The organism is uncultured Bifidobacterium sp., assembly GCF_959020155.1.
Classification (GTDB): Bacteria; Actinomycetota; Actinomycetes; order Actinomycetales; family Bifidobacteriaceae; genus Bifidobacterium.
In genome coordinates, this window is sequence record NZ_CAUERC010000003.1 from 25,373 (window position 1) to 49,410 (window position 24,038).

A 24,038-nucleotide genomic window follows, 5' to 3' on the forward strand; every position below is an offset into this window, starting at 1 on the left:
GTATAGACAAAAAGGGAGTACCGGCGAAGTATCCACCCCGTCAGCGCTCCCCTTCTTTTGTATGGAAATGCTGTGTATGGAAACGCTCAGAACTTGACCTGCGGAGCCTGACGGTCCGCTTCGTCGACCTGGAAGTACGCCGCCTGCTCGAAGTGGAACAGTCCGGCGATGATGTTGGTCGGCACGACCTCGATCTTGGTGTTGTATTTCTGCACCACATCGTTATAGAACTGGCGGGCGTAGGCGATTTTCTCCTCGAGCGCCTTGAGCTGGGCCTGCAGGTCCAAGAAGTTCTGGTTGGCCTGCAGCTGCGGATACGCTTCGGCCACGGCCTGGAGGTTCATGATCGCGCGGCTCAGCTGGTTTTCGGCTTGGATGCGCTGTGCCACATCACCGGACTGCGCCGCCTGGAGTGCGCTGGCGCGGGCCTGGGTCACCTGTGTGAACACCTGCGATTCATGGGCAGCGTACCCCTTGACGGTCTCCACGAGATTCGGGATGAGGTCGGCGCGCTGCTTGAGCTGCACGTCGATCTGCGCCCAGCCGTTTTTGACGCGATTGCGCAATGTGACCAGACCGTTGTAGGCGGACACTCCCCACAGCACTATCAGGACGATGACAATGAGTGCAATAATGCCGAATATCATGTGAAAATCCTTGCTTCTTTGCTTGTTTATTTGTCTAATTTTCGCATGAGGGCTACACATTTCGTTGTATTGTCGGTTTTTCCATGCACCCGTAAATCGATTGATGCCAATATTCGCACAGCATGTCGAACGTACGAAAAACCCACCCCTTACGGAGTGGGTTTTTCGTTAGATTACCTATCGGCTTCGCTGCGAAGGATCCGTGAGAAAACGTCAATCTTCGAATGCTGAGCCGTCAAGCGAGAAGCCCAGTGGGCTTCTCGTAGGTGAAGTGAGCAGCTTCGCTGCGAAGGATCCGTGAGAAGACGTCAGTCTTCGAACGGATCAAAGTCGCGGCGCACGCGGCGACGCGGACGCTCGGAGCGCTCTTCGCGATCGGCACGGTACTCGTCGTAGTTCTCGTCGGCGGCGTAACGCGGGTTGCGGTCGTCACGACGGCTACCACGGCGACGGTCGGAACGGCGGTCATCGCGATCGTAGTCACGGTCATCGCGATCGGAACGACGGCGACGCGGACGATCATCATAATCACGATCATCGCGATCGGAACGGGACGAACGGCGGTCGTCACGATCGTAGTCGCGATCGTCACGGTCGGAACGACGGCGACGCGGACGATCATCATAATCACGATCGTCATCGCGGTCGGAACGACGGCGACGCGGACGATCGTCGTAATCGCGATCATCGCGATCGTCGGAACGACGGCGGTCGTCACGACGGCCACGGCCGCCACGGCGGTCATCGCGATCGCCACGGTCACGACGCGGAGCGGAGGATTCCTGATCCTCGAAGCCCGGGATGGCCAGCGAGATCTTGCCGCGATCGTCAACACCCTGCACGACCACCTCAACGGTGTCGCCTTCCTTGAGCACGTCTTCGACGGCGTCGATGCGCTCGCCGTTGGCGAGGTTGCGGATCTGGGAGATGTGCAGCAGACCGTCGGTGCCCGGGGTCAGGTTCACGAAGGCGCCGAAGGAGGTGGTCTTCACGACCTTGCCGTTGTAGGTCTCGCCGGCTTCCGGCACGTGCGGGTTGGCGATCTGGTCGATGATCTCCTTGGCCTTCTCGGCGGCCTCGCCGCCTTCGGAGGAGATGTACACGGTGCCGTCATCCTCGATGGCGATTTCGGCGCCGGTGTCTTCCTGGATCTGGTTGATCATCTTGCCCTTCGGTCCGATGACCTCGCCGATCTTGTCCACCGGAACGGTGGTGGTGATGATGCGCGGCGCGTACGGGCTCATCTCGGCCGGGCCGTCGATGCACTCGTTGATGACTTCGAGGATGGTGGTGCGGGCTTCCTTGGCCTGCTGCAGAGCGGACGCCAGGATGTCGGCCGGAATGCCGTCGAGCTTGGTGTCGAGCTGCAGGGCGGTGATGAATTCGGAGGTGCCGGCCACCTTGAAGTCCATGTCGCCGAAGGCGTCTTCGGCGCCGAGGATGTCGGTGAGCGTTTTGTAGATGTGCTGGCCGTCGACGTCGCCGGACACGAGGCCCATGGCGATGCCTGCGACCGGAGCCTTCAGCGGAACGCCAGCGGCGAGCAGGGACAGCGTGGAGGCGCAGACGGAACCCATGGAGGTGGAACCGTTGGAGCCGATTGCCTCGGAGACCTGACGGATGGCGTACGGGAACTCCTCACGGCTCGGCAGCACCGGCACGAGGGCCTTCTCGGCGAGGGCGCCATGGCCGATCTCGCGGCGCTTCGGGGAGCCGACGCGGCCGGTCTCACCGGTGGAGTACGGCGGCATTTCGTAGTTGTGCATGTAGCGCTTGGACTGCGGGCCGGACAGCGCGTCGATCTGCTGCTCCATCTTGAGCATGTTCAGGGTGGTGACGCCCAGGATCTGGGTTTCGCCACGCTGGAACAGCGCGGAACCATGCACGCGCGGCACGATGTCCACTTCGGCGGACAGGGTGCGGATGTCACGCAGGCCACGGCCGTCGATGCGGTAGTCCTGGGTCAGGATGCGGCGGCGCACGATCTGGCGCTGCAGCTCCTTGAACGCGTTGCCGATTTCCTTGTCCTTCTCGGCGTCTTCCATGTCGGTGAACTCGCCGGCGAGGGTGGCCTTGACGCCTTCCTTGATCTCGTGGATGCGGTCCTGGCGCGGCAGCTTTTCGGCGATGGACAGGGCTTCGTCGAGGTCGGCGTGGGCGATCTCGTCGATGCGGTTGTACAGATCCTCGGTGTACTCCGGGAAGAGCTGGAATTCCTTGGTTTCCTTCGCGGCGATCTTCTTGAGCTCGGCCTGGGCCTCGCAGATCACCTTGATGAACGGCTTGGCGGCTTCGAGACCACCGGCGACGACTTCCTCGTCCGGCTTGGTCTGGCCTTCGTCGTAGATGAGGTGCCATGCGTTCTTGCCGGCACCGGCTTCGATCATGGCGATGGCGACGTCGCCGTTCTCGACAACGCGGCCGGCGACCACGATTTCGAACACGGCGCGTTCGCGCTCGCTCCAGCGCGGGAAGGCGACCCACTGGCCGTCGATCAGGGCCAGACGCACGCCGGAGACCGGGCCTTCGAACGGCAGGCCGGAGATCATGGTGGAGGCGGAGGCGGCGTTCAGTGCGACAACGTCGTATGCGTCATCCGGGTTGACGGCGAGCACGGTTTCGACGACCTGCACTTCGTTGCGCAGGGTGTGCGGGAACAGCGGACGCAGCGGACGGTCGATGATGCGGCAGGCCAGGATGGCTTCGGAGCTCGGACGGCCTTCGCGGCGGAAGAACGAGCCCGGGATCTTGCCGGCTGCGTACATCTTCTCTTCCACGTCCACTGTCAGCGGGAAGAAGTCGTAGTTCTCCTTCGGGCTGGAACCGGCGGTGGTCGTGGACAGAATCATCGAATCATCGTCAAGATAGGCGGCGACGGCACCATCCGCCTGCTGGGCGAGACGACCGGTCTCGAAGCGCAGCGTGCGCTTGCCGAATGAACCATTATCGATTACGGCTTCAACAGCCTTGATTTCGGGACCCTCCATAGGGTTCCTCCTTTGTTTTCTTTTCTTGTGTACCTACTATCGGCAGTCCTCTTCAGCGGACTCCAACCGATTCCTACATGCGTGACGCGGCGTTACCTCCGCCGCTTCCTCATCTCTAGATTCTAGACCTCGTGCGCCCCAAACCTCGGGCCTTCAAACTGTCTGTTCCTTGAACTCGGCTGTCATGCAAAAAACGCCCGGGCGCCATGTGACGCTCGGGCGGAAGAATGTTATCGGCGCAGACCCAGACGCTCGATCAGGGAGCGGTAACGGTTGATGTCAACGCGCTTGAGGTAATCAAGCATACGACGACGGTCGCCGACCATCAGCAGCAGACCACGACGGGAGTGGTGATCGTGCTTGTGCTCCTTGAGGTGCTCGGTCAGATCAGCGATGCGCTTGGTCAGCAGAGCAACCTGGACCTCCGGGGAGCCGGTGTCACCCTCGTGGGTAGCGTAAGTCTTGATGATTTCCTGCTTTTCCTCAGCCGTAAGTGCCACGGCATCCTCCTTATATTGCTGCGCGGTGCTGCCGGCCCAATACCGACGCGCTCTCTATCCGCGGGCGAAACACGCCAAGGGAACATCTTACACGACGTCCGGACCAAAATCGCCGGCCGATATTTCCGGTCCCCCGCCGACGGCCGTTCTTCACGTCACGCCATGGACGCGAGCAGGCCTCCGAACAACACCACGGCAAGCGCGACGAGCTCGATTGCGAAGAACAATAGGAACGAGGCCCAGCTGCGCGTGAGGACGTTGAGCTTCGATTCCTTCTTGATGCACACCAGCAGGCCCACCCAGAGCACCGCGTAGACCGCGACACCGAAACCGGCGGCGATGATGCCGAGATTCGCGGCGTTCGCCAGTCCGGCTGCCTCACCGTACATCACGTAGGTGGCGTTCCAGAAGTTGAAGCTCAGCAGGCACATACCGGCGACGAATTGCTCCGCGGCAAGGCCGATCACGAAAATGGTCCCCCACAGCCATTTCTTCGCGTCCGCGACCATCAGTCCGAGTCCGGTGAGCGCCACGATGGTCACCGTCCATGAAATCAGCGCCACGCCTTTGGGATCGAGGAAATTCAGGTTCGCCACCATCCATGAGGCGTCCCGCACCGCGATGTCGCGTCCCCACCAGTACGGCGCGATCATGGCCAGCAGCACCAATGCCATGAACAGAATCCAGCGGACCGGATGCGATTTGCGGCGTTCGATGTCGGCCAAGGACAGATCCGACGGTTCGATGGACGCCGTCGGGTGCTTGGAGACGTCGACGGTCTCGACCACGCCATCCACGACTTCCGTTGCCTTGTTGCGTTCCTTCTGACCCATGTTCCGCTCCGTATATATTGCGATATCTTGCGATTGCGCCGCCGCACGCCGCGGCCCGTTCCAGCATACCCGGGCAATCGTATGCCCGGGCATACGGATATACGAAAGGCGTGCCTTGAGGCACGCCTTCTTCTTCTCTGATGCTGTTGTGGAGCGGATGACGGGAATCGAACCCGCGTAATCAGTTTGGAAGACTGAGGCTCTACCATTGAGCTACATCCGCGTGTTGCCGCTACGTCCGAAGCCGACACGAAACGACTCGAGCTATTATACACATCCCACCAACTTTTGCAAGCGGGAATGGCATTTCAGATTTCGAGCATGACCACGGCGGAGGCGATCGGCCCGTCATGGCTTATGGAGATGGAGATATCGTACGACTGGCGCACCGGATCCAACGGCAGGCCCAACGACTGCCGCACCTTGCGTTGCACTTCGGAGGACAGTATGACGCGCGGCACGCCGTGGGAATCGTCGAGAATTTCGATGCGCACCCATGGGAAGTTGTCGAGCGTGTACGGATATGCGACTTCGGCGCCGTCTTTCGCATGCCGCGAAATGGCCGCGCACCACGCTTTCAGGAACGCCTCCTTGCCTGCCCAGCGGGCGGCGAGGTGCACCGCCTCGTCATCATGCTTGAGTTGCGACCGTTGCGCCGTCTGCCATATCTCGCGCATGGAGAACAGATTGCGCATACGCGTCCCCGGCTCATTCAGCTGCTTGGTGAACGCAGGCACGTCAACGACGTCATGCCCTAGACCCAGCATTCCTCCGCCTTCCTAGGAATTATTAATCGGGGTTACCCCGGGAATGCCCCGACCATGTCATATGGAAAAGGGCGATACATCTGTGCAGAAGTATCGCCCTTTTCTTATCAGGCCGTCATCATTTGCCCATATTTAGGACAGATTTCGACGTAGCCGTCTCACGCTTCGAAATAGCCGGTGGACGCGAGGCGCGCGTTCGGATCGAGCAGCATGGCCTTCTCCACTTCGTGCGCGTCGTAGCCGCGGCCGTCCTCGTGGAAGCGGCGGTTGTCGATCGGCTCGTAGAGCGCGGCGCGCCCCATCATGCCCTCTTCAAGGCGACGCTGGCCGGCGGCGAGACGTGCGTTGGCACGGTCGCGCCATTCGTTCAGCGCGTCCTCGCCGACGGTGTTCGCCACGGAAGCCTCGAAGGCGCCCGGGTTGACGATCGCGGCGAAGCCGGAGACGTGGCCGAAGCCGAGCGACGTGGCCAGGCCGGCCTTGACGGAACCGACCTTCAGCGGCTCGCGCAGCCAGACCATGTGGTCGTCGCGCTTGAGCTTCGGGTCGACGCAGTCGAGGGCCGCGTTCGCCGGAACGACGCCGGACTTGAACAGCTGGGTCAGGCCGTTGACCTGGAAGATGCAGGCACCGCCCTTGGCATGGCCGGTGAGCGACTTCTGGGAGATCACGAACAGCGGGTTGCCGTCGGTGCGGCCGATGGCGTGGGCCAGCGTGTTGTGCAGCTCGGATTCGTTCGGGTCGTTGGCGTTGGTGGACGTGTCGTGCTTGGAGACCACGGCGATGTCGTCCGGCGTGACGCCGAGCTTGGCGAGGTCGTGCACGAGCTTGGAGTCCTTGCCGCCCATGCCAGCTGCGAGCGCGCCCAGTCCCGGAGCCGGGATGGAGGTGTGCGCGCCGTCGGCGTAGGAGTGGACGAATCCGACCACGCCGGCGACCGGCAGGCCGAGCTTCAGCGCGATGTCACCGCGCGTCAGCAGGATGGTGCCGCCGCCCTGCGATTCGACGAAGCCGCCGCGACGACGGTCGTTGGCACGGGAGAAGAAGCGCGCGTCGATGCCCTTGGCGTACATCTCCTCGGAGTTGGCGGTGGCGTTCATGTTGCCGAAGCCGATCACGGATTCCACGCCGATGTCGTCGATCGCGCCGGTGACCACGAAGTCGGCCTTGCCGAGGGCGATCTTGTCGGCGCCTTCCTCAAGGGAGACGGCGGCGGTGGCGCAGGCGGAGACCGGCTGGATCATGTTGCCGTAGCCGCCGATGTAGGACTGCATCACGTGGGCCGCGACGACGTTCGGCAGGGCTTCCTGCAGGATGTCGGTCGGAATCTCGTGGTTGAGGAACCGGTCGAGGTACAGCTTCCTCATGGAGGCCATGCCGCCGAAGCCGGTGCCCTGCGTGGAGGCCACCATGGACGGGTGCACGGCTTCGAGGATCTCGGCCGGGGTGAAGCCCGCGGACAGGTAGGCGTCGACCGTGGTGACGATGTTCCACAGGGCGATCTTGTCCACGTCGCCGACCATGGAGGCCGGAATGCCCCACTTGACCGGGTCGAAGCCCTTCGGGAACTGGCCGCCGACGGTGCGGGTCATGGCCGCGCGGCGAGGCACGCGGATCATGGAGCCGGCGTGGCGGGTGACGTTCCACTCGCCGGATTCGGCATCGGCCGCGTAGCTGGTGTGGGCTTCGTCGAGCTTGACGTATTCCTCGGCGATCTCACGGGTCGGAACGGAGAAGGTCACATCGTGGTCGAGGAACACCTCGGCCTCCTCCTCGTCGGCACCGTCCTTGTAATCGTTGCCCATGCCCTCTTCGAACGGACGCACGCCGGAGCGGGCCACGACCTCGTCGTGGTAGCGTTCGGCGATGTCCTCTTCGGGCACCAGGTTGCCGTCGGTGTCGTACCAGCCCGGCTTCGGACTGTCGTTCCAGGTCAGCAGGCCCATGTTCCAAGCCAGTTCGAGCACCGCGCCGGCGGACAGGTCGACCTTGCCGTCGGAGTGGATGCCGAGTTCGGCTTCGAAACGGGTGCGGCCGGAGCCCCACGGGCCCAGCTCGCCGATGGAGACGATGACGATCTCGTCTTCCGGACGGGCGGTGACGTGCTGCCAATCCTTCAGATCGACCTTCGCCTGACGCGGGGCGCGCGGGCTCGGCAGCGCCTTGATCAGCGTTGCCGCAGCGGCACAATCGCCCTGCTTGTCCTCATCGCCGGCTTCGGCGGCAGCGGCCTTGGCCGCGTCCTCCATGGCTTCGGCGCGCAGTGCCTTGATGTCGATCGGCTCGCTGCCGAGGCCGCCGGTCAGGTCCACGTCGAGCGGGGCCTTGACGGCCTGCTCGCGGGATTCCTTGGTGGACAGCTCGAGCAGCTTGACCGCGATTTCGGCGGTGGAGTAGGTCTTCAGGCCGTGACGTTCCACGACTTCGACCAGCGGATCGTTGCCGCCCATCAGGCCGGTGCCACGCACCCAGCCGATCTTCGGGTGGGCGAAGGTGACGCGGCTGGACCACACCTTTTCGGCGCGGGCGCGGTTGACGATCGCGTCGAAGGCGCTCTTGACCTCGCCGTACGCGCCGTCGCCGCCGAAGACGCCACGGTTCGGGGAGCCCGGCAGGATCACATGCAGCTTGTGCTGCACGTCGGTGTCGGCGCCGATCTTCGCGAAGCCGGTGATCGCGCGTTCCACACCCCACAGCATGAGGCGCGCCTGCGATTCGAACAGTTCGCCGGAATCGGCCAACGTGCCGTGCACCGGCGGAGCGGCGAACGGGAAGAACAGGCTTGGCTCGTAGGCGGGCTTCAGGATCGTGGTGGTCGCGCCGGAGGTCTTCTTCTGCACGTTGCCGACCCACTTCACAAGCGCGTCCACGTCACGGTAGCTGGACAGGTTCGCCGGAACGAGCCACAGCTTGGCGTCACCGGTGGCGTGCTCGCGGTAGGCCTGCTTGGCCCATGCCTTCACGCTCTGCCTGAAGCTATGCGAGGTGGCCACGACGGTCGCGCCGCCGGCCAGCAGGCCGTTGACGACCTGTGCGGCGATGGAGTTCGGGGCAACGCCGGTCACGACGGCGATATCGCCTGCGAAACGGCTTGCTTCGGCGGATTCGTCCGTCTGCTCGAGCGCCTCGCCGGCCACGCGCTTGAACGCGGCGGCAAGCTCGGCGTCAGCGGTCTTGCCCGCGTACCATGCGGCTTCGTCGGCGACGGCCTTGCCCAGGCCGATGAAGCTGCCGTCCAGTGCGGAGGCGTCGTTGTCGTAGTAGGCGCGGGACAGGTCCTCACGTGCGGATGCCCAACGGTCGTCGAACAGGATGGCCTTGCGCTCGTCGAAGCGCGGCTCGACCTGCTTCGGCCAGTCGGAGCCGAGCTCGGCTTCGACGGCGGCCACCACGGCGGCGTTCTCGTCGGCAGAGTCGTCGGCCACCGGAGCGGTGACGCCCAGCTGGTTCAGCACGAACTTGGCGGTGGAGGCGAGCACGCCGTCGGCACCGGTCACCTTGGCCGCGAACGCGTCCAGGGCTGCGGAATCGACCACGGCACCGCCGGCTGCGCCACCTGCGCTCGGCATGGCGACGGCCACGCCCTTGTCGGAGGCGACCTTCTGCACGGCCGCGTCGATCAGCGCGTTGGCGGCGGCCGCGTTGGAAGCGGCTTCGGTGCTCAGCGAGGCGAGGTCGCCACCGCGGGAGCTGGCGCCTTCGCGGGTTTCCAGCACAAGGGCTGCGACCACGTGGGAGGCCCAGCCTTCGCCGAGCTGCCAGGTGTCGGTCACGCGCTTGGTGATCTGGCCGAGCTTCACGCCGGCGGCGCCGAACAGGCCGCGCACACGGTCGCGGACGATGTCGGACAGCACCGGACCGAACGCCTTGTAGTTCGGAGCGACCTTGTTGACCAGCGCGCTCAGCGCCTTGACGGTCGCTTCGGCGGCGCCGTCCACGGAAGCCACGCCCAGCTCGGAGCTGATGTCCATGAGCAGCTGGTTACGGCGAGAGGAGACGCCGTTGGTCAGGGTGTCGGTGGTGTCGGATTCGCCGATCTGGTCCGGACGCACCTTCGCCGAATATGCCAGCAGCATGGCGATCGCGTCGGAAGCGTTGAACGGAATATCCGCGACGGCGGCGCCGGACGGAGCGCCGGCAGGTGCGGCCGGTGCGGCGACTGCGGCAGGCGCTGCGGCGGCAGCGGACGGAGCCGAAGCTGCTGCCGGAGCGGCTGCGGCGGAATCGTCAGCATCGTTGTCGGCAACGAGGGAATCGGAATCGGTCATGTAGACGCGGCCTTCGTCGCGGCCGACGTTGTAGACGGTCACGTCACGGCCGGCGAACTGCGGCAGGCGCAGCGTCTTGGCACCGAGGTTGGCGAGCGTCGGAGCGTTGCCGAGACCCACCTCGACGTACTCCTCCACGCCGAGGCCGCCCTGTTCGGCGGAACCGAACAGCAGCGCCTGGGTTTCGATCCAACGCACCGGGGAGGCGAACTGCCAGCTCAGCAGTTCGGTGAGCAGCAGACGGCCGAGCTTCTGGTCGTCCTCGGCGTAGGAATCCCACACCTTCGGATCGTCCAACGCGGCCTTGATGCGCTCGGACGGCACGACCTCGAGGATCTTCGCGGCGAATTCCTTGGTCATCTCGAACGGCACGGCCACCAGGTTCGGAATGTAACGGCCCACCAGACGGCCACGGTAGTCGATGTGCTTCGGCAGCAGCGCGTCAAGCTTGTCGCGGAACTCCGGCACGCCCTTGCGCAGCAGCGTGGAGTGGAACGGCACGTCGATGCCCGGCACCAGCATGAACGCCGGCTTGCCGCCGTATTCGGCGACGCGGCGGGCGGAATCGGCCTTCAGCGCCTTCAGACCGGCGATGGTGCCGGCCACGGCGTACTGCTGTCCGGCAAGGTTGTAGTTGACGATCTGCAGGAACTCGCCGGAAGCCTTCGAAACGGATTCGACGTATTCGCGCACGCCGTCGTCGCCCACACCGAACTGGTTCGGACGCAGCGCGCCCATACGGTAGTTGGAACGGCCCTTCTCGTCACGCGGAATGAGGTGGTGCATGGTGGAGCCACGGTGGAACACCAGCTCCAGCACGGTTTCCAGCGGAATCACGCCTGCGAAGGAGCTCAGCGCGTTGTACTCGCCCAGCGAGTGGCCGGCGAAGTAGGCGGGCCAGATGTCCGCGCCGGCTTCGCGCAGACGAGCGGTCTGGGCGAACGCCACGGTGGCGAGCGCCACCTGCGTGAACTGGGTCAGGTTGAGCAGGCCTTCCGGATGACGGTAGGTCACGCCGTTGGCGGTCAGTTCCTTCGGATTATCACGCACGACGGCGAGGATGGAGAAGCCGAGCTTCTCGCGGGTCACCTTGTCGGCGCGCTCCCACACCTCGCGTGCGGCCGGGGACTTGGCACGCTCGTCGAGCACCATGCCCTGCTTCTGGATGCCCTGGCCCGGGTAGACGAAAGCGGACTTCGGCGCACGCACGATGGCGGTGCCACGGGACACGATATTGCCGTCGATGCGGCTGGTCACTTCCAGCACCATGCCGGCGTGGGCCACACGGCCGACGCGTTCGATGGAGATCTCCACCTCGTCGTCGAGCTGCACCATGCCGTACATGTTGTACGTCCAGCCTGCGATCTCGTAATGCGCGCCCTTCTCGTCGAGCGCCTGCACCGCATACTGGGCGGTGGCGGACAGCCACATGCCGTGCACGAGCGGCGCGGCGAGACCGGAGACGGCGGCACCGCGATGGGAGGTGTGAATCGGGTTGAAATCGCCGGAAGTACGGGCGAAAGCGGTCATCTCGTGCGGAGCGACGACCTTCACACGACGCAGCAGACGGCGCGGAGTGCTTTCGATTTCGGCTTCGATTCCACCATAGTCGGGCGCTTCCGGCGGCAGCGCGTCGGAGTACGCGCGGCCGCGGATGGCGAAACGCTCGGTTTCGTTGGCAAGCAGCGTACCGTCCTGAGCGGTGTGCGTGACGTGGATGGTCACCACACGGCCGGAAGCGGATTCGAAGTAGTCGTCGGCCCAGCTGGTGAGCTCGATGCGCTCGCCGGTGTGCTTCAGCAGCTCGTCCTCGCTCACCTCGAGTTCGATGAGGTGGTCGAGATGCACGGCGTTGAGCAGGCCTTCGATGACCGGGAAGCCGTTGACGTACACGGAGCCGAGGGCCGCGTAGATGGCGGGCCAAGCCGGTCCGACGAGCGCGTCCGGGGCGATGCGGGACGGCACGAGGTCGCTCGGCAGCGCGCCGCCGGTGGCGGCCTCATGGTCGAAACCGAGGTTGGCGGACAGCGTGTAGCCGGTGTGCGCCTGGCCGAACGGGAAGGCGGTCTTGTCGGGCACTTCCTCGATCTGCGGCATGGCGGTGAGCTTGTCGCCGGTGATGGCGGTGTTGCCGATGCCCGCGGTGTCGGCGAGCATGCGGTAGACGTGCTCCGGCAGACGGTCGCGGTCCACGACCGGGAACAGGCCGGATTCGTTGCCGTCGACGTTCAGCGGAATGACGATGTCGCGTACGGCGTGCTTGGAGGCGCCGCCGTCCGGATCGTTGTCCCAGAAGGTGTCGAGATGGATGTCGAGGTCGTACTTTTCGACGCTGCCTTCAACGGCCACCTTGCGGATCTCGTAGTTGGCGTCGCCGTTGGCGGTGCCGTACGCCGGGTTGGCCATGAGGTGGCCGACCCAGGAGATGTTCGGGGATTTGCGGATGAATTCCTCGGCGGAGACGGCCGCGCCCAACTGGGCGAAGGCGGTCTTGTCGGCGCTCGCCGATTCGGCGGACACGCGCTTGACCATGGCGGCTTCGAAGCGGCCGAGGATGTCGGCCACCGGCTCGTCCACGGTGGTGATGCCGGCCACGGAGATCGGGCCGGGGATGATGCGCACGGAATCGGCGGAATAGCGGGAGTCCTCGGACTGCCACAGCTGGTCCTGGCCCCACCAACGCAGCAGGTCGTTGTCGATGACCGGCACGAACGGCATCGGCTTCGGATACTCGCGTACGAGCACCGGGAACCATGCCTCGTCCATCGGGGTGACGGTCAGTTTGCCGGCCTGCGGGTAGGTTTCGGCAAGCTTGGCGATCGCGACGTTCGGATCGGCTTCGACGTCGGCGCGGGAAGCGAACAGCGATGCGAATTCGCCGCTTTCCTGCGTGGTGACGCGGGCTTCGATGCGCTGCAGCAGGTGCAGGAAGCGATCGGCGTAGGTTTCGTCCACCCACGGGAAGGAGAGGTCGGCGAAACGCTGGGCCCACTGGAGGTAGGTCATGGTCTTCAGATCGCCGAAATACGGCTTGGCGGTGGCGTTCAGCGCCGCGATGATCTCGTCGCGACGGCTTTCCAGCTCCTCCGGGTGCTTCATGACGCGCACCAGCAGGCGGCCGCAGCGGGCGGAGGAGTTCTCCAGCTCGTAGATGTCGGCGTGCAGGTGGCTCAGACCGGAGGTGACGCCGCCCTTGGCCTGGCCGGACGGCACCCACTGCTCGCCCAGTGGGGCGAACGGATCGTTGCCGTCGCCCTTGACCGGAATGCCCGGGGTGTTGACGAGCATCTGCTTGACTTCGGGGCTGGTGTGGGCTTCCTTGGCGGTCATGGCGGCGGTGCCGACGAGCACGCCGTCCACAGGCATGAGCGGACGGCCGTATTCGGTGGCCCATTCGCCGGTGATGTAGTCGGCGCCGCGTTCCGGCGTGCCGATGCCGCCGCCGACCACGAGCACGAGGTTGGACTGCTCGCGCACTTCGGCGTAGGTGCTCAGCAGTAGATCGTCAAGCGATTCCCAGGAGTGGTGGCCGCCTGCGGAGCCGCCTTCGACCTCGATGAGCACCTTGGTTGGCGCGACGGCCTTGGCGATGCGCACCACCTGGCGGATCTGGTCGACGGTGCCCGGCTTGAAGCTCACGTACGGGAAGCCGTCAGCGTTGAGGTTGTGGATGAGTTCCACGGCCTCGTCGAATTCCGGAATGCCTGCGGAGACGACGACGCCGTCGATCGGGGTGCCGCTGGCGCGCTTCTTCGGCACGATGCGCTGGGAGCCGAACTGCAGGTTCCACAGGTAGCGGTCCATGAACATGGCGTTGAATTCGACGGTGCGGCCTTCCTCGAGTTCCTCCTCGAGCTTGGCCACGTGACGGTCGAACACGCTGGCGGTGACCTGGCCGCCGCCTGCGAGCTCGGCCCAGTAGCCGGCGTTGGCGGCAGCCGCCACGATCTCCGGCTCCACGGTGGTCGGGGTCATGCCGGCCAGCAGCACCGGAGCCTTGCCGGTAAGTTCGGTGAACGCGGTGCGCACCTTGTCTCCGGCGGACGTGTGGATGATGCTCGGCGCGAAACGCGTCCAGTTCTGGGTGCGTTCCGGCAGGGTCTCAAGCGTGGAGAGCGCGCCGCGATCGGCCACGGTGGAGGCCTCCACCACGCCGACGCCGGTACCCTGGGCCACGGTGGAGAACAGTTTGCCGACGGTGTTGCCCGGACCAAAGTCCAGCACCCACAGGGCGCTCGGATCGGTGGACTTCATCAGGGCGCGCACGCGGGCGGCCCAATCCACATGGTTGAGCAGCACTTCGGCGGCGAGCTCACGGGCATGGTCGGCGTTGATGCCGCAGGCCTCGGCCCATGCGACGGCCTGGGAGACGGCATCGGCCATCAGCGGGCTGTGGAACGGCAGGGTCACGTCGAGATATTCGAGCGTCGGGTCGAACACGCGGCCGCCACGCACCTTCTCTTCGCGCAGCTTGGCCTGACGCTTGTGTTCCTTGGCGACCTCCACGCCGAATGCGGCCAGGTCCTCCGGATAGCCGGACAACACGTAATGCGTGGCGGAATTGGTGACGGCCACGGCGATCGGGCCACGTGCGCCGTCGACGCGTTCGATCAGCGCGTCCACCTGGGCGCGGGTGATGTCCTTGACGGACAGCATCGGGGTCGCCTCGCCGTGGCGTGCGGCGAGACCGAGCTGGCGTGCCTGACGGGTGCCGGCGACGCCGATCAGCGTTGCGATCGCAAGAATCTCGTCGATCTTGGCTGCGGCTGCGTCGATGGAACCGGCTTCGCAGATCGCCTGCACCATATGCACGGCAAGCACGCCCTGGGAGTGGCCGAGCACCGCGACCGGCTTGGCCTGGGCCGGATTGTAGCCGAGTGCGGCGGCGTCGAGCAGCGCGCCCAGCTGGGTCAGCGCGATGCCGGGAACGCTGGCGGAAGCCGCGGCTGCGGCGCCCAGACGTGCCGGGTTCGGTTCGAAGCCGAACAGGTCGACCGGGCGTCCGGTGGTGGCGAGCAGCTCGGCGGACACCGGATACAGCAGCGCCTGCGCGGCGGCCGCATGGGTGTGCAGGGCCTCGTCGAGCGCCGGATTCGCGCTCTGGTCGGCGAGCGCCACCGGCCACGGGGTGGATTGGCCGGCGAAGGCGAGCGCGTGGGGCTCGCTGTTCAGTCGATCAAGAAAAAAGGTGTTCATAATCTTCCTTACTTGTTCCAAAATTTCTTGCGATTGTTGTGGTTGCTTACGTTGGTTGCGTCGCGTTGCGTCCGTCACAGCGGCTGGTTGCCGTGGTGTTTGCTGGTTCGGCGCACGCGTTTCTTGCTGGCGAGCAGGCGGAGCGATTCGATGATGGTCTCGCGTGTCTGTTCGGGGTCGATCATGGCGTCGATCTCGCCCATTTCCAGCGAAAGGTTCGCGTTGACGGTGGTGCGTTCGTAGTCGGCGATGTACTTGGCGCGCAGCGCTTCGACGTCCTTGCCGTTGTCTTTGGCTTTCTGCAGGTCCTTGCGGTGGATGATGTTGACCGCGCCGGCCGCGCCGAGCACCGCGATCTGGCTGGATGGCCAGGCGAAGTTCATGTCCGCGCCAATGGATTTGGAACCCATCACGATGTATGCGCCGCCGAAGGCCTTGCGCAGGATGATGGTGACGAGCGGCACCTGCGCGTTGGCGTAGGCGTAGATGACCTTCGCGCCACGGCGGATGATGCCCGCATGTTCCTGTTCGGCGCCCGGCTTGTAGCCCGGGGTGTCCACCAAGGTGACGACCGGCAGGTTGAACGCGTCGCACAAGCGCACGAATCGCGCCACTTTTTCGGATGAGTCGACGTCGAGAATGCCGGCGTTGACGTTCGGCTGGTTGGCCACGATGCCGACGGGATGGCCGTCGACGCAGGCGAAGCCGACCACCGCTGAAGCGGCGAACAGTTCGTGCACCTGCACGAATTCACCGTAGTCCACGATGCAGCGGATCACGTCGAGCACGTCATACGGCTGGCGGTCGTTGTCCGGCACGATGGTGGCGAGGCGTTTGGCCACGTCACGGTCGGCGCGGGTCGCCGCGTACGCGTAGACCGGCGGCTGTTGGTCGGAGTTGGACGGCAGATAGGCGAGCACGGTACGCGCGTAGTCGATCGCGTCGGCCTCGTCCTCGCCGAGATAGTGGGCCACGCCGGACGTGGCGTTGTGCACGTAGCCGCCGCCCAGATCGTCCATGCTGATCACTTCGCCGGTGGCCGCTTTGACCACGTCGGGACCGGTGACGAACATGTTGGAATTCTCGCGGGTCATGATGATCAGGTCGGTCAGGGCCGGGCAGTAGACGGCACCGCCGGCGCAGGGGCCGAGGATCAGCGATAGCTGCGGCACGAAACCGCTGGCGTCGCAGGTTTTGCGGAACAGGTGGCCGTATTCGGTCAACGCGGCCACACCCTCCTGGATGCGCGCGCCACCGGAGTCGATGAGCGCGATGATCGGCACCTTGAGGTCGAGCGCCTTGTCCATCAGATGGCAGATCTTGCGGCCTTCGGCCACGCCAAGCGTGCCGCCTTTGACGGAGAAGTCCTGCGCGTAGACGGCCACTTTGCGGCCGAACACCTCGCCGAAGCCGGTGATGACGGCGGAGCCCGCGCGGCCACCGTTGATGTCGCCGCCGCGGAAACGGCCGATTTCCTCGAAGGAACCGGTATCAAGCAGCAGGTCGAGACGTTCGCGCGCGGTCAGCTTGCCTTTGACGTGCTGGCGACCGCGGGCGTGGTCTTCGGCTTCGGCGGCGAGCTGCGCGGCACGCAGCACGGACGTACGGATCGGCTGCGATTCGCGGGCTTCGGCAGCCGCTTCGTCACCCAGTCGCTCCTGCTGTTCCATGACGACCTTCACGGCCTCTTTGACGGCCGGGCTTGCGATGATGTCGGTCATTTCGCGCCGCCTTCCGTCTTGGTTTCCGTATTACCGTCCGTTGCCGGCTTGCCGTCAGCCGCCTTGGAAGCGCCGTTGACGTCGATGGTCATCAACGTCTCGCCCGCTTCGATGCCTGCGGCCGGGCCGACGAAGATCTTGGTGACGGTGCCCTTGACCGGCGCGTACACGTAGTTCTCCATCTTCATGGATTCGAGCACGACGAGCAGGTCGCCCTTGGCCACGTCCTGGCCTTCGGCGACGTTGATGCGTGTGACGACCGCCTGCATCGGGCTGGCGATCACACCGGACTGGCCGTCGTTGCCCTGCTGCTTCTTTTCGACGTGGTGCAGGCCCTGTCCGCGCAGCGGCTGGATGGCGCGCTTGGCGTCACGCGCCTTGGCGCCGCCGGTCAGATTGGCCACGATGTCGTTCGGCACGGTCAGCGACACACGATGGTTGTTGACTTCGATGACGAAGGTTTCGCTGGATTCCTTCTGCTCGGCTTCCTTCGCACCCGAAGCGCCGGCCATGGATGCCGGCTGGCCGCCCTTGGTGGAGGATGCTTCCTTGTTCAGGTACTTGCGTTCCAGCCATTTCGTGCTCACGTCGTAGGCCACGCCATGCTCGGCGGTGAACTCGTCGTCGTTGAAGATCTGCTCGAACAGGCTTGCCGGGGTCGGCACGCCTTCCACCTTGAGCTCTTCCAACGCGCGGCGCACACGTGCCACGGCTGCCGCACGGTCGGAGGCGGTGACCACGAGCTTGCCCATCATCGAATCGAACTTCGGGGAGACGGTGTCGCCTTCCACCACGCCGGAATCGACGCGGATGCCAGGGCCGGACGGCCATGCGAGCTTGGTCAGCGTGCCGGAGCTCGGCGCCAGATTCTTCGCCGGATCCTCGCAGGTCAGCCGGAGCTCGAAGCTGTGTCCGCGCAGCGGGTGGTCGACGGTCAGCTCGCCGCCGTTGGCGATGGTGAGCTGTTCTCGCACCAGATCAAGGCCGCAGACCTCTTCGCTGACGGTGTGCTCCACCTGCAGACGGGGATTGACCTCCAGGAAATACACCTTGCCCTGTTCGGTCACCATGAATTCGCAAGTGCCCAGACCGATGTAGTCGACCGCTTCGAAAAGCCGGCGTGAGTAAGTCTCCAGCTGTTCGAGCACGCCGTCGGAAAGGAACGGCGCCGGCGCTTCCTCCACCAGCTTCTGGTTACGGCGCTGCACGGAGCAGTCGCGGGTGGAATACACGGTGAAATTGCCGTGCGAATCGCGTCCGCACTGCGTTTCGACGTGACGGCCCTTGTCGATGAACCGTTCGACGAAATACTCGTCCAAATCGCCGCCCTGCAGCGCATCGTGGTTCATGTAGAAGCCACGCAGCTCATCGTCGTTGTGCACGAGAGTGATGCCGCGGCCGCCACCGCCGTCGGTGCGCTTGAGCATCAGCGGATAGCCGTGCGTGTGCGCGAAGTCGAGCAGCAGTCGCATGTCGGAAATCGACTGGGAAATGCCGGGAACCGGCGGCACCTTCGCGAAAGTGGCCACGCGGCGGGCCGTGATCTTGTCGCCCAGGTCGACGAGCGCCTTCGGATTCGGGCCGACCCACGTGGCGCCGGCGTCGAGGACCTTCTGCGCGAAGCTTGCGACTTCGGAAAGGAAGCCATAGCCGGGGTGCACCGCGTCGGCACCGCTGCGCTGCAGGATGTCGATGAGCAGATCCTCGTTGAGATACGTGTCCTTGTAGGTGTCGCCAGACAGCAGATACGCATCATCGGCCATCTGCACGTACTGTGCGTGACGGTCCTGTTCGGCGTAGACCGCGACCGTGGGAATCCCCATCTCACGTGCGGTGCGCACGACTCGAAGCGCGATTTCGCCGCGATTCGCCACCAGTAGTTTGTTGACATTCTTAGGCATAATGTCAAGTTTGGCGGTCGAGGCGTGATTCGACGAACTCGTTTCCCACAAAAGATTCGCAATCTTTTTGTAAGGCTCCACAAACGTTACCGAAACCTAGCAACCCTACGATGGGGAGCATTGATTGACGAAAGACTCATTTTCGTCAGTTTTTGTAGCATCCTGTAGCATCCGCAAAAAAGGGAGGATTTCACCATGCGCAACGCAATCCTGACCATCTCATCCGCGGCCAAAACGGCCACCAGCGGCAAATTCGGCGCCGTTTTGAAGTCCACGCTGTTCGCCGTGCTGCTCGCCGCCGCCTCCATGGCGGGCGCCGTGCCGATTCCGGGCACTCCGGTTCCGATCACCCTGCAGACCTTCGTGGTCATGCTGGCCGCGCTGATGCTGCCGTGGAAGCAGGCGGGCGCCGCGGTGCTCATGTATCTGGCCGCGGGCGCGGCTGGTCTGCCGGTGTTCGCCGGCGGCGCGTCCACCATGGCTTTGGTCGGCCCGAGCGCCGGCTTCCTCATCGGTTTCCTGCCGGCCGCCGTCGTCACCTCGCTGCTCAAGGGCAAGGCGCGTGTCGATTCCCCGAAGCATGCTGCGTTGACCGCCGCACGGTATCTGTTCGCCTGCGTGGCCGGCTGCATCGTGCTTGACTATCTGCTCGGCTTCATCGTGCAGTCCGCCATTACGGGCGTGGCGATGCCGGTGGTGGCCATCGCTTCGATGGGCTTCATTGTGGGCGATTGCATCAAGGCGGTTGTGGCTTCGTTGGTCGCGAGCGGACTGGCAAAGCTGCAGTGACTTTTATCGGCAGCGACTTTTCTGCGGTAGTTTTCTACGACTTTTTGCTGGGAATTTTCTGCTGAGGGTTTTCCGCTGAGAATTTCCGCTGTGATTTCCGGGTTTCTTCGTGATTTCCGGGTTTTGATACAGTCTTCCGTTTTCGCTGTGATTTTCGTTTTCGCTGTGTCCGGTGGGGCCGGCGGATACCAACGTGCGACACGCTCCGGGCCGCTCAGGCCGAGTTTTTTACGGTCTTACGTTGGTCTCCGCCGGCCCCACCTCGTTTTGGGGGAATGTTGCGTTTGCGGGTGGCGCGGTTTTTGGATATTGCGATTTTGGGAAATGCCGTTTTTCTCGAATATTGCGTTTTTTGAAACGTGCGATTTTCGAAAAAGCGCTTTACGACTTTATGAGGGATGAGGGTTAGAGAATTATTGGGGTAGGACGCCTACGTCGGCGGTGTGCACGGTGTGCAGGTTGCCGTTGTCGTCTCTGATGGTGAGGGAGGCGTCGGGGTTGAGTTCCAGCGCGGTGCCGCGCAGGGTGGTGCCGTCCACGAAATGCGCCTCGCATGGCTTGTCGAGCGTCCAGCAGACCGGACGCATCTCCTCCATCGCACGCGTGGCCTCGCGATGCGGGTCGGCTTCGAAATCGGCGAGCCTTGATCGCAAACCGTCCACCAGATGGGCCGCGATCATGTCGCGCAATGTCATGGAATCGGGCAGGCCATGCGCGACCAGCTGCAGCGACGTGGCCTTGTCGGTTGGCAGATGGTCTTCGGGGACGGTCAGGTTCAGGCCGATGCCGAAGACGATGCCGACGCGTTCCGTTGCGGCAGCCACATCAGTGGTACCAGTCGCACCGTCCGCGATGGGAGTTGCGGCAAGCGGAACCATTTCGGCGAGCACGCCGCCCAGTTTCTTGCCGTCGACGAAAATGTCGTTCGGCCATTTGAGCACGATGTCCTTGCCGAGCGGGCTGCCGCAATCGCGGATGGCCGCGATAATCGCGTTGCGCGCCTCGCAGCCGGCGATCATCTGCAGCCAGCCGTTGACGGACGTGTCCCGCACAATCGCCGTAGGCACGCTGACCACCAGGGAGACGATGAACGACTCCCCCACCGCGCTGGTCCATTGATGGTCGAGACGGCCACGGCCGGCGGTCTGCTCGTCGGCGCAGATCGCCACGATTTCACGGCCGGTCCAATCGCGTCCATCGCAGCCATCGAGGCCATCTCGTCTGGCCGAGCCGAACAGCGCGCCTTTGCGCACCAATTCGGCGGCGTACGTGTTGGTGGAGCCCACTGAGTCCAGCGCGATCACCTGGTCGGCCGCGACGCAGGTGCGTGGCATGGTCAATGCGGAATCCAATATGGTCGTCATGATTCCTTCTCCTGTCCGTCGAGCTGTCGTCCATCAAGCTGTCGTCCATCGAGATATCGTTCGTCGGCGTCCTGCTTGTCGGACTGCTGTCTGTCGATTCGGTGCCCGCCGATACGCCGTTTGCCCGCCGTCGACGTGCCAACGTACGACGCCTCGCGTGCGGCAAGCCGCGCGGCACGCGACTCGCGCCAGAACTCCAGGCACAGGAATCCGAACACGAATGCGATCGGAAGCATATGCCGTTCGAAATTGTTGGCCGGTGCGGTGATCATCACACCCATAAGCAGCAGCAACGGCAGATGCCATGACAGCGACCGCCATCGACGCAGCACCACTTCGGCGGCGCCGATCAGCAGTGTCAGCGTGACATACAGGTTGCCGTGCGTCACCCAGCCAAGCACGGGAATCTGTCCCCATTTCTTGGCGAAGCCGGCCACCTGGTTGCGCCACTGGTGGTTGTACAGGTGAATCCATTCGTTGTCGGACTGCACGTAATCGTTGTTCACGTAGTAGTCCATCGACACGTATGGCAGGTCGGTCACGTTGAAGTATCCGAAGCATTCGGCGAAGAGCGCGTCGAGCGCGATCTGAGGATTCGCCTTGACGATCTGCCACCATGCGTCATTGAAATCCTTCATGTCGTCCTTGGTGACGGTACGCCACTTGTAGCTGACCTTCTTGGACTGGATACCCGACGATTTCACCGGGTCGGCGTCCTGCTGGAAGTACGATTCGGCCATCTGGTCGAGGTTGAAGACGGGAGCGAGTTTCTTGGCCGCGTCCTCGGGAATGCCCTGCGGATTGTATTTCGCCACGCGGGCGATCTGCTGCAGCTGGATGCCACGGCTTTCGATCGGATCGCCGCCGATGACGGCACCGCTGTTCACCAGATAGACGAGGCCTCCATGGATGAGCACGGTCGGCAGCATCAATGCGACCACGTACGTCTTCCAACGTTTACGGTCGTTGATGATGGCCAGCAGCGCGGCGAACAGAATGATGTACCACGCGTATTTGGCGCTGATCAGCATGACGCAGCTCGACATGAACAGTGCCGCCAAGGAACGTTTGCGCAGTTTCATGGGCTTGCCGTTGATGGTGGGCAGCGCCTTGATATGCGTCATATGCAGCTCATACCACACGCCGAACCACCAGACGAACGCGAACGCGAACAACGGCGATTTGGTCAGTGAGATCGTGGCGAACACCGCCAACGGGCACACCATGAAGAACAGCAGAATCACGAAGCGTGTCTTCGCGCCGGCGCGCAGTCTGGACGGACGCGCCACCACACCCGCCTCGGGATGGGTGAAATCGCGCATGTTCCAGCAGTCGTGCCGTTCGGGATGGGAGAAGTCGAACGTGCCGACGCCCAGCCTACGCCACGGCAGATTGAAGAAACGATTGGCGGTGGCTGCACAACAAAACGCGGCGAACAGCCATTGCAGCGCGGCCAGCGCCACGATGCCGGCGTCATTGGAATCGGTGAAATACCGGGAGACCGCGGCGAACGCACCGTAGAAAACGGTCAGCACGATGTTGTGCTGGTCGGTCAGATACGTGGGATTGGCCGGCCACATGTAGTGCGCGGTCGGGTAGATGTCCATCGGCACGAATGAGAAGAAGCCGATGTACGGCTGTTTCAGTCCGGTCCACTGGTTCAACGCCCAACTGAATTCGCGGATCTGGGAGCGGATGTCGGCGCCGTACGCGGCGAGCAGGGTGGTCGGAATCCACAGCCAGCCGATGACGAACAGCAGCATGAGCTTCCACCAGCAGTCGGTGCAACGTGTCAGCTTGCGGCCGATCCAGACGATCACCGCATGGATGGCGCGTCCCGGACGGCTATGCGCGGCGTCGCTCAGATGATGCAGCATGATGCCCAATACCGTCGTCGGCGTGCCGGACACCTCCTGGCACAGCTTGACGTACCGACGTGAGAAATACGTCGGCAGCACGCGCTCGCCACGGCCGTAACGGACCAGCGACCACAATATAGCAAACGAAACAACGAAGGCGATCGCCATGTACAGCACGTTGGCCCAGCCGAAGTCGGCGAGTCCGGTGCCAAACCAGTACAGCGGGCCGATGCCGCAGCACCACGCCACCCACAGGCATGCGAGCACGCCCAACGTCCAGCTGAGGAACGTGTCGGCTTTTCCGGCTTTCTTGTTTTCGCTCATAGTCGGCATATTACCGCCACTGCGCGAATGGGGACCGGAACGGTCGGCGAACGTGCGGCAATTCGCAGATACGACGATTAGAATGGACGGTTATGAACTCCGAGCAGGCAGACATCCTCGACCTTTTGTCAGGCCATACCGACGATACGACCATCGAGCGGTTGGCTTTCGAATGCCTGTTGACGAACATGACCGACGATCGTGTGGTCTCCTTGATGAACATTCTCGGATGGCAAGGCGATTTCAACTGTTTTGCGATCGGCGGGGTGCCTTCGGCCAGTCTTGCCTCGACATCCCTCGCCATCCGCAAGGCGGTGCGCGATTTGGGTGGCGAGCATGTGGTCATCGGCACGTACGGCACTTTCCTGCTGGCTTTGGCTTGCCAGATGGGTGCGGTCACGCCGGAGGTGACCTGTACCGCGGTCATGCCGGCGTTCAGCGAGGACGAGCCACTGTATTTGAGCCCGGTCCGTTCCGGCGTGGCGGGGGCTTCGCATGCGTTGCGTGAGACGATGTTCTCGCTGCAGGCAGCTCCGGCGCTGTCCACTCCTTCCCGTCCGCTGCGTGCCGACGAGCTGTTGCCGGAGCGTGCGCTGCTGGGTGATGATTACGCGCGTGAGGAACTGTATCGGAACGTATATCAGGTGCTGCGCGGCGAGAATCCCGATGATCCCACTTATCTGACGGTGTCCACGTTCCTGAAGTATGGCAGTTCGTTGGAGAACACGGCGAAGGAGCTGAATGTGCATCCGAACACCGTGCGCTACCGCTTGAAGCGTGCCGCCGAAACAACCGGCTGGGATGCCACCGATCCGCGTGACGCGTATGTGCTGACGACCGCGCTGGCGATTGGCCGTATGCGCGACCGCTGAGCCGCTGCCC

Annotated in this window: 12 protein-coding genes and 1 tRNA gene; 2 read left to right on the forward strand and 11 right to left on the reverse strand. The window is 63.9% G+C overall.

Annotated elements, in window-relative coordinates; translation table 11 throughout:
• Window positions 1-86 precede the first annotated feature (86 nt).
• From Q5H31_RS01430 to Q5H31_RS01470, 9 genes are all read right to left on the reverse strand, one after another.
• Window positions 87-647: a LemA family protein gene (locus tag Q5H31_RS01430; RefSeq protein WP_021913114.1), complete on the reverse strand. Its 561-nt coding sequence runs from the start codon at window positions 645-647 to the stop codon at window positions 87-89.
• 308 nt (window positions 648-955) lie between these two features.
• Window positions 956-3,634, reverse strand: coding sequence for a polyribonucleotide nucleotidyltransferase (locus tag Q5H31_RS01435; protein WP_003807809.1), 2,679 nt, complete (start codon window positions 3,632-3,634; stop codon window positions 956-958).
• A 230-nt stretch (window positions 3,635-3,864) separates the two neighbouring features.
• Window positions 3,865-4,134: a 30S ribosomal protein S15 gene (gene rpsO, locus Q5H31_RS01440; protein WP_003807806.1), complete on the reverse strand. Its 270-nt coding sequence runs from the start codon at window positions 4,132-4,134 to the stop codon at window positions 3,865-3,867.
• A 155-nt stretch (window positions 4,135-4,289) separates the two neighbouring features.
• On the reverse strand, window positions 4,290-4,967 hold the full coding sequence (locus tag Q5H31_RS01445) for a hypothetical protein (RefSeq protein WP_033499328.1): 678 nt from the start codon (window positions 4,965-4,967) through the stop codon (window positions 4,290-4,292).
• A gap of 149 nt (window positions 4,968-5,116) precedes the next feature.
• Window positions 5,117-5,190, reverse strand: a tRNA-Gly gene (locus tag Q5H31_RS01450).
• Window positions 5,191-5,275: 85 nt separating this feature from the next.
• The gene (locus Q5H31_RS01455) at window positions 5,276-5,734 is read right to left on the reverse strand and encodes a holo-ACP synthase (protein ID WP_042989878.1); all 459 of its coding nucleotides are present in this window, start codon (window positions 5,732-5,734) and stop codon (window positions 5,276-5,278) included.
• A gap of 158 nt (window positions 5,735-5,892) precedes the next feature.
• The gene (locus tag Q5H31_RS01460) at window positions 5,893-15,198 is read right to left on the reverse strand and encodes a type I polyketide synthase (protein WP_302457405.1); all 9,306 of its coding nucleotides are present in this window, start codon (window positions 15,196-15,198) and stop codon (window positions 5,893-5,895) included.
• A 74-nt stretch (window positions 15,199-15,272) separates the two neighbouring features.
• Window positions 15,273-16,919: an acyl-CoA carboxylase subunit beta gene (locus tag Q5H31_RS01465; protein ID WP_055054643.1), complete on the reverse strand. Its 1,647-nt coding sequence runs from the start codon at window positions 16,917-16,919 to the stop codon at window positions 15,273-15,275.
• Window positions 16,916-18,820 (reverse strand): biotin carboxylase N-terminal domain-containing protein, encoded by a 1,905-nt coding sequence (locus tag Q5H31_RS01470; RefSeq protein ID WP_039776118.1) that lies wholly within the window; start codon window positions 18,818-18,820, stop codon window positions 16,916-16,918. Before Q5H31_RS01470 ends, Q5H31_RS01465 begins: the two co-directional genes overlap by 4 nt.
• A 195-nt stretch (window positions 18,821-19,015) precedes the next feature.
• Between Q5H31_RS01470 and Q5H31_RS01475 the strand changes: the two genes are divergently transcribed.
• Window positions 19,016-19,609 carry a biotin transporter BioY gene (locus Q5H31_RS01475; RefSeq protein ID WP_003807783.1) on the forward strand — a complete coding sequence of 198 codons (594 nt, stop codon included), beginning with the start codon at window positions 19,016-19,018 and terminating at the stop codon, window positions 19,607-19,609.
• 413 nt (window positions 19,610-20,022) lie between these two features.
• Here Q5H31_RS01475 and Q5H31_RS01480 read toward each other — a convergent pair whose 3' ends face one another.
• Window positions 20,023-20,973 (reverse strand): biotin--[acetyl-CoA-carboxylase] ligase, encoded by a 951-nt coding sequence (locus Q5H31_RS01480; RefSeq protein WP_038444017.1) that lies wholly within the window; start codon window positions 20,971-20,973, stop codon window positions 20,023-20,025.
• On the reverse strand, window positions 20,970-23,165 hold the full coding sequence (locus Q5H31_RS01485) for a DUF6020 family protein (RefSeq protein WP_237936156.1): 2,196 nt from the start codon (window positions 23,163-23,165) through the stop codon (window positions 20,970-20,972). The genes Q5H31_RS01480 and Q5H31_RS01485 overlap by 4 nt, the downstream gene beginning before the upstream one ends.
• An 83-nt stretch (window positions 23,166-23,248) precedes the next feature.
• On the opposite strand from Q5H31_RS01485, the gene Q5H31_RS01490 reads away from it, so the two are divergent.
• Window positions 23,249-24,028, forward strand: coding sequence for a CdaR family transcriptional regulator (locus Q5H31_RS01490; protein WP_003807777.1), 780 nt, complete (start codon window positions 23,249-23,251; stop codon window positions 24,026-24,028).
• Window positions 24,029-24,038 lie beyond the last annotated feature (10 nt).